This window comes from Pseudomonas sp. HLS-6 (genome assembly GCF_002753995.1).
In the GTDB taxonomy this organism is placed as follows: Bacteria; Pseudomonadota; Gammaproteobacteria; order Pseudomonadales; family Pseudomonadaceae; genus Aquipseudomonas; species Aquipseudomonas defluvii.
This window is the reverse complement of record NZ_CP024478.1, coordinates 3386435-3401165: the sequence shown is the minus strand read 5'-3', so window position 1 is coordinate 3401165 and position 14731 is coordinate 3386435. Positions and strand designations below refer to the sequence as shown.

Here is a 14731-nt window from a genome sequence, read left to right as displayed (position 1 = left end):
GCGGCGCGGCGCCAAGCAAGGGCTTGACCTATGAGCAATCTACCGTTGTATTTCGACTACGCCGCCACGACACCTGTCGACGAGCGGGTCATTCAGGTGATGGTCGAGTGTCTGGGCGTATCTGGAAATTTTGGCAACCCCGCGTCCAGTTCTCATTGTTATGGGCAGCAGGCCCGTCAGGCGGTGGAGCGAGCGCGTGCTCAGGTTGCCAGTCTGGTGCGCGCTAAACCCGAGCAGATCGTCTGGACGTCCGGTGCTACCGAGTCGAACAACCTGGCACTCAAGGGCCTGGCTCAGGGGCGCAGTGGCGGGCATATCATCACCAGCCTGATCGAACACAAAGCTGTGCTTGATAGTGTCAGGCAACTTGAACTGGCCGGGTTCGAGGTCACCTGGCTGGCGCCGGATGCTCAAGGGCTCATTACGCCGCAGGCCGTTGCGGGTGCGCTGCGAGACGATACCTTTCTGGTTTCGCTGATGCTGGTCAATAACGAACTGGGAACGCTCAACGATGTGCAGGCCATTGGCGAACACGTGCGTGGTCATGGTGCATTCCTGCATGTCGATGCGGCCCAGGCGGCCGGCAAGGTCGAGATCGATCTGGCGCGTTGGCCGGTGGACCTGGTGTCCTTCTCTGCGCATAAGGTCTACGGTCCGAAAGGTATCGGGGCATTGTATGTCGGTGAGCGTGCTCGCCCCGCGCTTCAGGCTCAAGTGCATGGCGGCGGGCATGAGGGTGGGTTGCGCTCAGGAACGTTGGCGACCCATCAAATCGTGGCGATGGGCGCGGCCTTCGCGTTGGCCGGCGAACTGTTTGACGACGAGCTTGCACGCATCAGGCGCTTGCGTACTCGCTTGCTGGAGCAGTTGGCTGGCGTGCCGGGGCTAGGCTTGAACGGAAGCCCCCAGCAGCGCATTGCTCATACGTTGAGCCTGACCTTCGCCGACAATAGCGTCGATCTGCACGCTCTGGCCACGCGATTGGCGTTCTCCTCCACGTCGGCATGCAATTCAGCCAGCAGTGCAGCGTCCCATGTGCTGCTCGCCCTTGGGCATGACGAGCAAGCCGCGCGCCGAACCCTTCGCCTGAGCCTGGGGCGCTACACCAGTGAGGCCGACATCGACCAGGCTGCAGCGGCCATCAAGGCGTCATCGCAGGCAGCACCCTTCTGGGCAGTTGCCCAGGGCTGAGGGCTGTTCCATTATCTGCGACCAAGACCAATGGATGTCGTGGTAGCAGGAGTCAGCATGAACAGTCAGTCTTCAACGCAGGTGGCAGTAACGACGCGTTTGGCGCGTATGCGCGACGTGATGAGCCGGGAAGGTGTCGATGCGCTGTTGGTGCCGTCGGCCGACCCGCATCTTTCCGAGTACCTGCCAGGGTATTGGCAGGGACGGCAGTGGCTCTCCGGTTTTCATGGCTCGGTGGGGACGCTGATCATCACAGCGGATTTCGCTGGTCTTTGGGTGGATAGCCGCTACTGGGAGCAGGCCGAAAAAGCGTTGAGTGGCAGTGGTATCGTGCTGATGAAGTTGCTGCCCGGCCAGCCCGGCCCGCTGGACTGGCTCGCTGAGCAGGCGCCTGAGGGCGGTGCAGTTGCTGTCGATGGTACCGTCATGGCATTGGCATCAGCCCGGCAACTGGAGGCGCGACTCAAACTGCGCAATGTGCGGTTGTTGGCAGATAAAGACTTGTTGCTTGATGTGTGGGATGAGCGCCCGCCATTGCCAGCCAACCCGGTTTACCCACATCTGCCACCGTATGCGACGGTCAGTCGGGTGCAAAAGTTGGAAAACCTGCGTCGGACGCTTCAGGCGCGTGGCGCCGACTGGCATTTCCTCGCCACGCTGGATGACATTGCCTGGCTGTTCAACCTGCGCGGCAGTGATGTCTCTTACAACCCGGTGTTTGTGTCGTTTGCCTTGGTCAGCCAGGAGAAGGCAATCCTGTTCGTGGCCCTGAGCAAGGTCGACGAAAACCTGCGTCAGGTGCTCGAAGCCGATGGTGTTCATTTGCGGGACTACACCACCGCAGGTGCGGCTTTGGCCGAAATTGCCCCAGGCTGCTCGTTGTTGATTGATCCAGCCAAGGTCACTCTCGGTCTTGTGGCGAACCTGAACAACGATGTGCGGCTTGTGGAGGAGATCAATCCGACGACCCTGGCCAAATCGCGCAAAAGTGAAGCTGATCTGGCTCACGTCCGCCAGGCCATGGAACAGGATGGTGCGGCGTTGTGCGAGTTTTTTGCCTGGTTCGAGTCGGCGTTGGGGCGTGAGCGCATCACGGAAGTGACCGTTGACGAAAAGCTGGGCGCGGCTCGAGCCCGTCGCCCCGGTTTCGTCTCGCCCAGCTTTGCGACGATTGCCGCCTTCAACAGTAATGGTGCCATGCCGCATTACCGGGCAACCGAGGAATCCCATGCAACAATCGAGGGGGATGGACTGCTGTTGATCGACTCAGGTGGGCAGTACCTGGGCGGTACCACCGACATTACGCGGATGGTGCCCATCGGCTCGCCAAGCGTCGAACAGAAGCAGGACTGCACGCGCGTACTCAAGGGTATGATTGCGCTTTCACGTGCGCGGTTTCCGCGTGGGGTGCTTTCACCCCTGCTCGACGCCATTGCACGGGCGCCACTTTGGGCTGAGCATGTCGACTATGGGCATGGCACCGGGCATGGCGTTGGCTACTTCATGAATGTGCACGAGGGCCCACAGGTCATTGCCTATCAGGCTGCGCCTGCACCGCAGACGGCAATGCAAGCGGGCATGATTACCTCAATTGAACCAGGAACCTACAGGCCAGGGCAGTGGGGCGTCCGTATCGAGAACCTGGTGTTCAACCGGGAGTCGGGGAAGAGCACGTTTGGTGACTTCCTCGAATTTGAAACCCTGACGTTGTGCCCGATTGATACGCGTTGCTTGCTGCCTGAGTTGCTGAGCGCCGAGGAGCGGCAGTGGCTCAACGCGTATCACGACGAGGTGTGTCAGCGATTGTCGCCTTTGCTCGGAGGCGATGCGCTGCAATGGTTGCAGGTGCGCACGGCGGCAATCTGATTGATTGACCGTGCAGCAACGGTAGAAGGTCGCCTGAGGGTAGCCTTCTACCGTGTCCGGGTCAGCGGCAGATCACGATCATGCTGCGACTGGTGTATCCCGCCGGGTTTATTCCAAAGACAAAATCCCCAGGCTCTCCTTCATCATCGCCAGATTTTGCGAGGACTTTATAGCCTTTGCTGCCGCATGAGCTTTCGGCTTTGCTGTAGCACTTGCTCCACGATGACGACAGGCCGGAACAATTGATGTGCAGCCCTTTTTTCCCGCGCTTGACCTCTGTCTTGGCGGTCGCGGCACAGCCTGCGATGGCCAAAATGGCTAGGATGAGCAAAATTCGTTTCATTCCTGTCCTTACTGCGTGCCCGAGCCTTCGAGCCGTCTACATAGCCGATGCATCCTTCCTGGCGCCTACAGCATCCTTGTCTGATGAATGAAAAACTTCAAGCTTGGCGTCAGGTTACAGCTTAAAGATGGCAGGTATTCGACACAATGACCTGCATCGATTTAGATGAAAGTATTTCTCATGTCAGTCGGCTGCAACCAAGGGTTGCGGCTCTCTACGCAAGGACAGTGTGGCGCCAGCAGACGCGGTGATGATCGCCGCGATGGCCAGCCACTGGGTCAGGCTGAGCACCTCATTGAGGAACAGCAGGCCGGAAAGCGCGCCAAAGGCTGGCTCGATGCTCATTAGTGTGCCAAAGGTCTTGGCAGGCATTCTGGTCAGTGCCACCATCTCCAGGCTGTAGGGCAGGGCGGTGGAGAGGATCGCGACGCCAATTGCTACGGGGATGAGTGCAGGGGATAGCAAGTCGGTGCCTGCATGCGCAATGCCGAAGGGCGCTACGACGAAAGCGGCGATCACCACCCCCAGCGCGGCAGTCTGAATGCCATTATCGGCGCCGGCTTTCTGGCCATACAGAATATAGAGTGCCCAGCAGACGCCCGCCCCCAATGCATAGCAGGCACCGACCAGATCGATGCCCGTACCTGTCTGGCCCACCGGGATAAGCAGCGCCAAACCCAGCACGGCAAGACCAATCCAGAGGAAGTCTACCGCGCGCCGTGATGCGTAGAGCGCTACCGCCAGAGGGCCTGTGAACTCCAGGGCTACGGCGATGCCAAGCGGCACGGTGCGTAACGACATATAGAAGAGGAGGTTCATCCCACCCAGTGCCGCGCCATAGATCAACACTGTCTTGAGTGTGCTGGCGTTTAGCTTGGCGCGCCAGGGGCGCAGCAACAGCAGCATGATCACGCTGGCGAATATCAGGCGCAGTGTGGTCGTGCCTTGTGCCCCGATAAGGGGGAACAGGCTCTTGGCCAGCGAAGCGCCAGACTGGATCGAGGCCATGGCAATCATTAGCAGTGCAATGGGGAATAGGGTTGTCGCCAGGCTGCGGGGTTGGGCATTCATGCTGCGGACGATGTCCTTTCTATATATAGGCTGAGGGGGTCGTCGTATGATGCGCGAACCCTTTACCAATGAGCAATATAGTGCGCATCTTTCTTTTATCGGTTGTTTTCAATAATACGGCTTGACGCCTCGTTTCATCTCTCTATAATGCGCACCTCTTCCGGCGCAGTCGAAACAGAAAACTCCTTGGTAATCAACGAGTTAGATGTTTAAAGATGGTGCTGGAAGTGCTTCGGTCGAATAGATCGGCAGCGGTGAAAAAGGTAGTTGACAGCGAGTTGAAACGCTGTAAAATTCGCCTCCCGCTAACGAGAGATCGAAGCGAGTCAAGTGGTTGAAGTTGAACGGAAAATTCTGAAAAACTTCAAAATAAACGCTTGACAGAGACAGAGGAAAGCGTAGAATGCGCGCCTCGGTTGAGACGAAAAGCTCTTAACCAACCGCTCTTTAACAATCGAATCAAGCAATTCGTGTGGGTGCTTGTGAAATCAGACTGATAGTCAAAAAGATTATCAGCATCACAAGTGACTACACGAGAAATCGAAATAGTCATTTGAGATTGCTGAGCCAAGTTTAGGGTTTTCTCAAAACCCAAGCAGTATTGAACTGAAGAGTTTGATCATGGCTCAGATTGAACGCTGGCGGCAGGCCTAACACATGCAAGTCGAGCGGATGACGGGAGCTTGCTCCTCGATTCAGCGGCGGACGGGTGAGTAATACCTAGGAATCTGCCTGATAGTGGGGGACAACGTTTCGAAAGGAACGCTAATACCGCATACGTCCTACGGGAGAAAGCAGGGGACCTTCGGGCCTTGCGCTATCAGATGAGCCTAGGTCGGATTAGCTAGTTGGTGAGGTAATGGCTCACCAAGGCGACGATCCGTAACTGGTCTGAGAGGATGATCAGTCACACTGGAACTGAGACACGGTCCAGACTCCTACGGGAGGCAGCAGTGGGGAATATTGGACAATGGGCGAAAGCCTGATCCAGCCATGCCGCGTGTGTGAAGAAGGTCTTCGGATTGTAAAGCACTTTAAGTTGGGAGGAAGGGCAGTAAGCTAATACCTTGCTGTTTTGACGTTACCGACAGAATAAGCACCGGCTAACTCTGTGCCAGCAGCCGCGGTAATACAGAGGGTGCAAGCGTTAATCGGAATTACTGGGCGTAAAGCGCGCGTAGGTGGTTCGTTAAGTTGGATGTGAAATCCCCGGGCTCAACCTGGGAACTGCATCCAAAACTGGCGAGCTAGAGTAGGGCAGAGGGTGGTGGAATTTCCTGTGTAGCGGTGAAATGCGTAGATATAGGAAGGAACACCAGTGGCGAAGGCGACCACCTGGGCTCATACTGACACTGAGGTGCGAAAGCGTGGGGAGCAAACAGGATTAGATACCCTGGTAGTCCACGCCGTAAACGATGTCAACTAGCCGTTGGAATCCTTGAGATTTTAGTGGCGCAGCTAACGCATTAAGTTGACCGCCTGGGGAGTACGGCCGCAAGGTTAAAACTCAAATGAATTGACGGGGGCCCGCACAAGCGGTGGAGCATGTGGTTTAATTCGAAGCAACGCGAAGAACCTTACCAGGCCTTGACATCCAATGAACTTTCCAGAGATGGATTGGTGCCTTCGGGAACATTGAGACAGGTGCTGCATGGCTGTCGTCAGCTCGTGTCGTGAGATGTTGGGTTAAGTCCCGTAACGAGCGCAACCCTTGTCCTTAGTTACCAGCACGTTATGGTGGGCACTCTAAGGAGACTGCCGGTGACAAACCGGAGGAAGGTGGGGATGACGTCAAGTCATCATGGCCCTTACGGCCTGGGCTACACACGTGCTACAATGGTCGGTACAGAGGGTTGCCAAGCCGCGAGGTGGAGCTAATCTCACAAAACCGATCGTAGTCCGGATCGCAGTCTGCAACTCGACTGCGTGAAGTCGGAATCGCTAGTAATCGCGAATCAGAATGTCGCGGTGAATACGTTCCCGGGCCTTGTACACACCGCCCGTCACACCATGGGAGTGGGTTGCACCAGAAGTAGCTAGTCTAACCTTCGGGAGGACGGTTACCACGGTGTGATTCATGACTGGGGTGAAGTCGTAACAAGGTAGCCGTAGGGGAACCTGCGGCTGGATCACCTCCTTAATCGAAGACATCAGCTGCTTCATAAGCTCCCACACGAATTGCTTGATTCATTGAAGAAGACGATTAGGTTAGCAACCTTGATGGTGGCCTGTAGCTCAGATGGTTTGAGCGCACCCCATGCTTTTGAATAAAGAGCAGGGTGAGGTCGGCATGTAGTAACCCTCGATTGGGTCTGTAGCTCAGTTGGTTAGAGCGCACCCCTGATAAGGGTGAGGTCGGCAGTTCGAATCTGCCCAGACCCACCAATTGCTGGGGCCATAGCTCAGCTGGGAGAGCGCCTGCCTTGCACGCAGGAGGTCAGCGGTTCGATCCCGCTTGGCTCCACCACCCCTCTTGCTTAGCCGTGTCAAAGCTTAGAAATGAGCATTCCATTGTGATGATGGTGAATGTTGATTTCTGAACTTTTTCAGAATCGTTCTTTAAAAATTTGGGTATGTGATAGAAATAGACTGAATAGCACTTTCACTGGTGTTTATTCAGGCTAAGGTAAAATTTGTGAGTGTCTCTTAAGTCTTAAGAGTATTGCGAATTTTCGGCGAATGTCGTCTTCACAGTATAACCAGATTGCTTGGGGTTATATGGTCAAGTGAAGAAGCGCATACGGTGGATGCCTTGGCAGTCAGAGGCGATGAAAGACGTGGTAGCCTGCGATAAGCTTCGGGGAGTCGGCAAACAGACTTTGATCCGGAGATCTCTGAATGGGGGAACCCACCTAGGATAACCTAGGTATCTTGTACTGAATACATAGGTGCAAGAGGCGAACCAGGGGAACTGAAACATCTAAGTACCCTGAGGAAAAGAAATCAACCGAGATTCCCTTAGTAGTGGCGAGCGAACGGGGACTAGCCCTTAAGTTGATTTGAGATTAGCGGAACGCTCTGGAAAGTGCGGCCATAGTGGGTGATAGCCCTGTACGCGAAAATCTCTTATCAATGAAATCGAGTAGGACGGAGCACGAGAAACTTTGTCTGAATATGGGGGGACCATCCTCCAAGGCTAAATACTACTGACTGACCGATAGTGAACTAGTACCGTGAGGGAAAGGCGAAAAGAACCCCGGAGAGGGGAGTGAAATAGATCCTGAAACCGTATGCGTACAAGCAGTGGGAGCCTACTTTGTTAGGTGACTGCGTACCTTTTGTATAATGGGTCAGCGACTTATATTCAGTGGCGAGCTTAACCGAATAGGGGAGGCGTAGCGAAAGCGAGTCTTAATAGGGCGTTTAGTCGCTGGGTATAGACCCGAAACCGGGCGATCTATCCATGGGCAGGTTGAAGGTTAGGTAACACTGACTGGAGGACCGAACCGACTACCGTTGAAAAGTTAGCGGATGACCTGTGGATCGGAGTGAAAGGCTAATCAAGCTCGGAGATAGCTGGTTCTCCTCGAAAGCTATTTAGGTAGCGCCTCATGTATCACTGTAGGGGGTAGAGCACTGTTTCGGCTAGGGGGTCATCCCGACTTACCAAACCGATGCAAACTCCGAATACCTACAAGTGCCGAGCATGGGAGACACACGGCGGGTGCTAACGTCCGTCGTGAAAAGGGAAACAACCCAGACCGTCAGCTAAGGTCCCAAAGTCATGGTTAAGTGGGAAACGATGTGGGAAGGCTTAGACAGCTAGGAGGTTGGCTTAGAAGCAGCCACCCTTTAAAGAAAGCGTAATAGCTCACTAGTCGAGTCGGCCTGCGCGGAAGATGTAACGGGGCTCAAACCATGCACCGAAGCTACGGGTATCACTTAGGTGATGCGGTAGAGGAGCGTTCTGTAAGCCTGTGAAGGTGAGTTGAGAAGCTTGCTGGAGGTATCAGAAGTGCGAATGCTGACATGAGTAACGACAATGGGAGTGAAAAACTCCCACGCCGAAAGACCAAGGTTTCCTGCGCAACGTTAATCGACGCAGGGTTAGTCGGTCCCTAAGGCGAGGCTGAAAAGCGTAGTCGATGGAAAACAGGTTAATATTCCTGTACTTCTGGTTATTGCGATGGAGGGACGGAGAAGGCTAGGCCAGCTTGGCGTTGGTTGTCCAAGTTTAAGGTGGTAGGCTGAGATCTTAGGTAAATCCGGGATCTTAAGGCCGAGAGCTGATGACGAGTGCTCTTTAGAGCGCGAAGTGGTTGATGCCATGCTTCCAAGAAAAGCTTCTAAGCTTCAGATAACCAGGAACCGTACCCCAAACCGACACAGGTGGTTGGGTAGAGAATACCAAGGCGCTTGAGAGAACTCGGGTGAAGGAACTAGGCAAAATGGCACCGTAACTTCGGGAGAAGGTGCGCCGGTGAGGGTGAAGGACTTGCTCCGTAAGCCCATGCCGGTCGAAGATACCAGGCCGCTGCGACTGTTTATTAAAAACACAGCACTCTGCAAACACGAAAGTGGACGTATAGGGTGTGACGCCTGCCCGGTGCCGGAAGGTTAATTGATGGGGTTAGCTAACGCGAAGCTCTTGATCGAAGCCCCGGTAAACGGCGGCCGTAACTATAACGGTCCTAAGGTAGCGAAATTCCTTGTCGGGTAAGTTCCGACCTGCACGAATGGCGTAACGATGGCGGCGCTGTCTCCACCCGAGACTCAGTGAAATTGAAATCGCTGTGAAGATGCAGTGTATCCGCGGCTAGACGGAAAGACCCCGTGAACCTTTACTATAGCTTTGCACTGGACTTTGAATTTGCTTGTGTAGGATAGGTGGGAGGCTTTGAAGCGTGGACGCCAGTTCGCGTGGAGCCATCCTTGAAATACCACCCTGGCAACTTTGAGGTTCTAACTCAGGTCCGTCATCCGGATCGAGGACAGTGTATGGTGGGTAGTTTGACTGGGGCGGTCTCCTCCTAAAGAGTAACGGAGGAGTACGAAGGTGCGCTCAGACCGGTCGGAAATCGGTCGTAGAGTATAAAGGCAAAAGCGCGCTTGACTGCGAGACAGACACGTCGAGCAGGTACGAAAGTAGGTCTTAGTGATCCGGTGGTTCTGTATGGAAGGGCCATCGCTCAACGGATAAAAGGTACTCCGGGGATAACAGGCTGATACCGCCCAAGAGTTCATATCGACGGCGGTGTTTGGCACCTCGATGTCGGCTCATCACATCCTGGGGCTGAAGCCGGTCCCAAGGGTATGGCTGTTCGCCATTTAAAGTGGTACGCGAGCTGGGTTTAGAACGTCGTGAGACAGTTCGGTCCCTATCTGCCGTGGACGTTTGAGATTTGAGAGGGGCTGCTCCTAGTACGAGAGGACCGGAGTGGACGAACCTCTGGTGTTCCGGTTGTCACGCCAGTGGCATTGCCGGGTAGCTATGTTCGGAAGAGATAACCGCTGAAAGCATCTAAGCGGGAAACTTGCCTCAAGATGAGATCTCACTGGAGCCTTGAGCTCCCTGAAGGGCCGTCGAAGACTACGACGTTGATAGGTTGGGTGTGTAAGTGCTGTGAGGCATTGAGCTAACCAATACTAATTGCCCGTGAGGCTTGACCATATAACACCCAAGCAATTTGCGTCGAAAAGCCAGATTGCGGTGTTGTGAAGACGAAACGAACCGAAAGTTTGCGACTCACAACTATCACATACCCGATTTGCTGGAGCGTCGAAAGACGGTCTGGTACACAGAATTTCTTGACGACCATAGAGCATTGGAACCACCTGATCCCATCCCGAACTCAGCAGTGAAACGATGCATCGCCGATGGTAGTGTGGGGTTTCCCCATGTGAGAGTAGGTCATCGTCAAGATTAAATTCCGAAACCCCTATCTGCACACGCAGGTAGGGGTTTTGTCTTTGTGGCTTTGAAAAATTTCCGGTTTTTGCGGGCAAAAAAAACCACCCATCACGGGTGGTTTGCTGTTCGCTACGTGCGATTTAGTCGCCGTAATACTCGCAGCCGCTGGTGCAGGTTTCATGAATGCGGACCTTGGAAAGCTCCGGCAGCAACGGCTTGACCTGGTCCCAGATCCACTTGGCAATCACCTCGCTGGTAGGATTCTCCAGGCCAGGGATGTCGTTCAGGTAATTGTGGTCGAGCTGTTCATAGAGCGGCTTGAAGATCGCCTTGATCTCGGAAAAGTCGCGGATCCAGCCTGTATGAGGATCGAGAGGGCCGGTCAGGTGCAGTGCGACCTTGAACGAGTGGCCATGCAGGCGCCCGCACTTATGCCCGTCGGGTACGTGCGGCAGGCGGTGGGCGGATTCGAACGTGAATTCTTTGAAAATTTCCACGGTGTCTATAACTCTTAGAAGCGATGCTGGCGAGCAGTTTAACAGCAAGGCTAGTGCAGTGGTTGCAGACGCTCATGTAGCTTGCCGGTTTCTACCCATTCAAGAAACTCGTCACCCAGACGTTGGCTTTCAGCCATTGCCTTGTGCCAGTAGCGTTGTCGCGCAGTCGCATCACCGATGAAACGTTTGAAATCGCTGCGATCGGGTAATTTGCCGTATGGCAGGCTGGCCAGGTACTGCGCTGAAGGTGCCACTAACAGCACATTTTTCAGATGCTCGGCATTGCCTCGCCGCCAAGGCAGGGCTTTGTCGAACCAGCCAGGTACAACCTTATCAGTGAAGTGCGGGTACAGGACTATGTCGTCACCGTTGTAGGGTAAGTCGAGGTGGTAATCGAGTAGGCCACCATCGCGAAAGGTCCCGCGGCCGACACCTGGTATGTCGCGTACGCCTTCCATCACCATTGGAATCGAGCCAGAAGCCAGCAGGGCTTGACGTAGATTGGTGGTGCTCAGCGGCAGCAACCGTGACGGAAAGTCGTTCAGCGGCTGTAGAGGCGGAGTAAGGCGGGCGTCATGGAGGATGATCCGTTCAAAATGCCGAGCCAAGCGCGAGCGCCCGAGTAAATTGTCGGCAATCACAGCGGATAGCCCTGCGCCCAATCGAGCGCGCTGATCGTGCGCGAGCAAGCCATGGCTCTTGACCAGCATGATGTTCAGTCGATAGAGCGGATTGTCGAGAATCTGCGCATCGCGTCCTTCAAGCAGCGCATCAAGCATTCGATGACAACTCAGGCTGACCTCCTCCTGGGTTACACCTTTTGGAAAGTCCAGGGCTGTGTACAGCGCCCCTAGACGGCGTAGCGCTTGCGCAGGCTGGGGGAGGCAGGCACTGGCGAAGCGCCAGGAGCCAATAGAGGCGCCGATCAATGACCGTTCACGCGGGGCTGAAGGTAGCCATTGCCCGAACAATGCCAGATCAAGGCCCTGAATACCGAGTGCTTTTGGGCCACCCGCAGCGCCGGGCACGATGCCCACATCCGCTGCCTGCAAGGGGCGCTGACGTAACCTGGCAAAGGCTTGCGTGCCTGCTTTGAAGGTTAGCGCCGGATACTTGATATGGATCGCACTCATACGGACCTCGCAGTCAGAGGCGCTGATTATAGAGAACGCCAGGCATTAGCGGGGTAGTGCTGCGCTATCATGGGGCCAGCCATTTTCAGTTTGAATTAAGTCCAGTTCGTTATTCTGCTCCCCGTGGACAAGATTAACCTTTATGGAGATGCACTATGAAAACGTTGACTGCCCTGTTCGCCACCGCTGCCCTTGCCCTGACCGCCAACATTGCCATGGCGAAAGACCTGGGGCCGGACCAAGCGATGAAGCTGGTTCAGGAGAACAAGATTCAGTCCTTCGAGAAGCTCAACGCTGCCGCCTTGGCCAAGCACCCAGGCGCAACAGTGACGGACACCGAACTCGAAGACGCCTACGGCCGTTACATCTATAAGGTCGAACTGCGTGATGCCCAGAACGTAGAGTGGGATGTGGACCTGGATGCAACTACCGGTGCAGTCCTCAAGGACCATCAGGACAAGTGATGAAACACGTTTCTCGAACGGGCTTGGCGCTGCTGCTCATACTTTCAGCGTACTGTGCGCAAGTGCTGGCCCGTGACCTTGATCAGGATGAAGCCCTGCATTTACGTCAGCAGGGCGTCATCCTGCCGCTCGAGCAGTTGATGCAACAAGCCCTGGGCCGACATCCCGGGGCGAGGCTGTTGGAGGCCGAGCTGGAGGAGAAACACAGCCAGTATGTCTATGAAGTGGAATTGCTGACCACCGAAGGTGTCGTGCGTGAAATCAAACTCGATGCGGCCTCCGGTGCGCTGCTCAAAGATGAGGAAGACGACTGATGCGTTTGCTACTGGTCGAGGACAATGTTCCGCTGGCCGATGAGCTGACTGCGGGTCTACAGCGTCAGGGCTACGCAGTCGATTGGCTGGCTGACGGGCGTGATGCGGTGTATCAAGGCGCGAGCGAGCCCTATGACGCGATCATTCTGGACCTTGGCCTACCCGGGCTGCCTGGGCTTGAGGTTCTGGCACAGTGGCGTTCCGGCGGGCTGGCTACGCCTGTTCTGATCCTGACGGCCCGCGATTCCTGGGCTGAGCGTATTGAAGGGCTCAAGGCTGGAGCCGATGATTACCTGACCAAGCCTTTTCACCCCGAAGAACTGCAACTGCGCATTCAGTCGTTGTTGCGTCGTGCGCGTGGCCTGGCCAACCAGCCAAAGCTGGAGTCGGCGGGTTTGCACCTGGATGAAGGTCGCCAGTGCGTGACGCGCAATGGTGAAGACGTGCAACTGACTGCGGCTGAGTTTCGGTTGTTACGCTACTTTATGCTGCACCCTCAGCAGATCCTTTCGAAGAGCCACCTGGCTGAGCACCTCTACGATGGTGAAACCGAGCGCGACTCCAATGTTCTGGAGGTTCATGTCAATCACCTGCGTCGCAAGCTCGGTCGCAGTGTGATCGAAACCCGCCGTGGCCAAGGCTACCGCTTCGGTGGAGTGGGGCAGTGAAGTCGATTCAGGCACGTTTGAGTCTCGGCCTGGTTGGCGTGTTAGTCGTCGTGGGGTTGGTGCTGGCTCAGTTGAGTTTGTGGTTGTTCGAGGTCGGGCTGCAACGCTACCTGGAAACCGGGTTGCGCAAAGAGAGTGAGAACCTTCTGGTTGCATTGGGGCGCGGCCAGTCCGGCCTGGAGCTGGATGAGCGACGGGTATCCTCAGCATACAAACGGCCATTTTCCGGCTATTACTTCCGCGTTGATTTCGAGGGCGGCAGTTGGCGGTCCCGGTCCCTGTGGGACATGGACATGCCCATGCCGAAAACCCCAGGCTTGCACGCGGGGCTTCAGCTTGGCCCTGAGGGGCAGCAGCTGCTGGTACTGCGGGCAGACTATCGACGCCTGGGCCAACTGATTTCCATCAGCGTGGCGCAAGACTATACCCCCGTACGCGATGGCTTTCGGCGCATGCAGCAGATCGGCTTGGGAATGGGGCTGATAGCCCTGTTGCTGGTCCTGATACTTCAGCGAATAACCGTTACCCGATCCCTGCGACCTCTGGAGCGTACGCGCGAACAGATTGCCCAGCTCCAGCAGGGCAAGCGCTCTCAGCTCGATACGCAAGTGCCGACAGAGCTGGAGCCTCTGGTTGCGCAGATCAACCACCTGCTGGCCCACACTGAAGACAGCCTCAGGCGCTCACGAAATGCCTTGGGAAACCTTGGGCATGCGCTCAAGACGCCCCTCGCGGTGTTGCTCAGCCTGGCCTCCAGCGAGAAGCTCAACGATCACCCCGAAATCCGTGAACAGTTGCGTGAGCAACTTGAGCAGATTCAGCAACGGTTGGGGCGGGAACTGAACCGTGCGAGGTTGGCGGGTGATGCCTTGCCAGGGGCTCAGTTCGATTGTGATGCCGAACTGCCGGGGCTGCTTTCAACCTTGAACATGATTCATGGCCAGGCGCTTATCCTTAACCATGTCTCGGCGCCGGGCCTGCTCTTGCCCTGGGACCGTGAAGACTTGTTGGAGCTCCTCGGCAACCTTCTGGACAACGCCTGCAAGTGGGCTTTCGCAGAGGTGTGCGTCACTATTCAGGAGTGTGCTGAGGGTTATGTGCTGTGGGTCGACGACGATGGCCCGGGTATCGCGGAACATTTGCGTGACGAGGTGTTAAACCGCGGTGCTCGGTTGGACGAGCAGGTCGATGGTCATGGCCTGGGGTTGGGCATTGTGCGCGATATCGTCGACGCCTGGGGCGGGCGCATGAGCTTGCAGGACAGTCCCATGGGCGGATTGCGTGTCAGTATTGAGTTGCCGCGCCAAGGCAAGCGGCAGGCGGCCCCATAGCG

Annotated in this window: 10 protein-coding genes, 2 tRNA genes and 3 rRNA genes; 11 read left to right on the top strand and 4 right to left on the bottom strand. The window is 55.8% G+C overall.

Annotation, left to right across the window (positions count from 1 at the left end; all coding sequences use genetic code 11):
• The first annotated feature begins 30 nt into the window (after positions 1–30).
• Together CS390_RS15865 and CS390_RS15860 are read left to right on the top strand one after the other, a co-directional pair.
• Complete coding sequence (locus tag CS390_RS15865) at positions 31–1191, top strand: aminotransferase class V-fold PLP-dependent enzyme (RefSeq protein WP_099775309.1); 1161 nt, start codon at positions 31–33, stop codon at positions 1189–1191.
• Positions 1192–1248: 57 nt separating this feature from the next.
• Complete coding sequence (locus CS390_RS15860) at positions 1249–3057, top strand: aminopeptidase P family protein (RefSeq protein ID WP_099775308.1); 1809 nt, start codon at positions 1249–1251, stop codon at positions 3055–3057.
• A 61-nt stretch (positions 3058–3118) separates the two neighbouring features.
• Here the strand turns inward: CS390_RS15860 and CS390_RS15855 are convergent, their stop codons facing one another.
• Together CS390_RS15855 and rhtA are read right to left on the bottom strand one after the other, a co-directional pair.
• Positions 3119–3400 (bottom strand): hypothetical protein, encoded by a 282-nt coding sequence (locus tag CS390_RS15855; protein WP_065759932.1) that lies wholly within the window; start codon positions 3398–3400, stop codon positions 3119–3121.
• A 183-nt stretch (positions 3401–3583) separates the two neighbouring features.
• Positions 3584–4471, bottom strand: a complete 888-nt coding sequence (gene rhtA / locus CS390_RS15850) for a threonine/homoserine exporter RhtA (RefSeq protein ID WP_099775307.1) — start codon at positions 4469–4471, stop codon at positions 3584–3586.
• Between the two features lie 603 nt (positions 4472–5074).
• Here rhtA and CS390_RS15840 point away from each other — a divergent pair.
• The 5 genes from CS390_RS15840 to rrf all read left to right on the top strand — a co-directional run bounded on the left by CS390_RS15840 (position 5075) and on the right by rrf (position 10334).
• Positions 5075–6611, top strand: a 16S ribosomal RNA gene (locus tag CS390_RS15840).
• 168 nt (positions 6612–6779) lie between these two features.
• Positions 6780–6856, top strand: a tRNA-Ile gene (locus tag CS390_RS15835).
• Positions 6857–6862: 6 nt separating this feature from the next.
• Positions 6863–6938: transfer RNA gene (locus tag CS390_RS15830), tRNA-Ala, on the top strand.
• A gap of 253 nt (positions 6939–7191) precedes the next feature.
• Positions 7192–10082: ribosomal RNA gene (locus CS390_RS15825) — 23S ribosomal RNA — on the top strand.
• A gap of 136 nt (positions 10083–10218) precedes the next feature.
• A 5S ribosomal RNA gene (rrf, locus tag CS390_RS15820) occupies positions 10219–10334 on the top strand.
• The 16S, 23S and 5S rRNA genes sit together here with 2 tRNA genes alongside, the layout of an rRNA operon.
• A 128-nt stretch (positions 10335–10462) precedes the next feature.
• Here rrf and queD read toward each other — a convergent pair.
• Both queD and CS390_RS15810 read right to left on the bottom strand, forming a co-directional pair.
• Positions 10463–10819, bottom strand: a complete 357-nt coding sequence (gene queD / locus CS390_RS15815) for a 6-carboxytetrahydropterin synthase QueD (protein WP_083199754.1) — start codon at positions 10817–10819, stop codon at positions 10463–10465.
• A 50-nt stretch (positions 10820–10869) separates the two neighbouring features.
• Entirely contained in the window at positions 10870–11952 is a 1083-nt protein-coding gene (locus tag CS390_RS15810) for a hypothetical protein (protein ID WP_065758493.1), read from the bottom strand.
• Positions 11953–12107: 155 nt separating this feature from the next.
• On the opposite strand from CS390_RS15810, the gene CS390_RS15805 reads away from it, so the two are divergent.
• From CS390_RS15805 to CS390_RS15790, 4 genes are read left to right on the top strand one after another with little or no spacing between them, the layout of a single operon-like run.
• Positions 12108–12416 carry a PepSY domain-containing protein gene (locus CS390_RS15805; protein WP_065758494.1) on the top strand — a complete coding sequence of 103 codons (309 nt, stop codon included), beginning with the start codon at positions 12108–12110 and terminating at the stop codon, positions 12414–12416.
• Complete coding sequence (locus CS390_RS15800) at positions 12416–12730, top strand: PepSY domain-containing protein (RefSeq protein ID WP_065758495.1); 315 nt, start codon at positions 12416–12418, stop codon at positions 12728–12730. The genes CS390_RS15805 and CS390_RS15800 overlap by 1 nt, the downstream gene beginning before the upstream one ends.
• Positions 12730–13398 carry a response regulator transcription factor gene (locus CS390_RS15795; RefSeq protein WP_065758496.1) on the top strand — a complete coding sequence of 223 codons (669 nt, stop codon included), beginning with the start codon at positions 12730–12732 and terminating at the stop codon, positions 13396–13398. Before CS390_RS15800 ends, CS390_RS15795 begins: the two co-directional genes overlap by 1 nt.
• Positions 13395–14729 carry an ATP-binding protein gene (locus CS390_RS15790; protein WP_065758497.1) on the top strand — a complete coding sequence of 445 codons (1335 nt, stop codon included), beginning with the start codon at positions 13395–13397 and terminating at the stop codon, positions 14727–14729. Before CS390_RS15795 ends, CS390_RS15790 begins: the two co-directional genes overlap by 4 nt.
• Positions 14730–14731 lie beyond the last annotated feature (2 nt).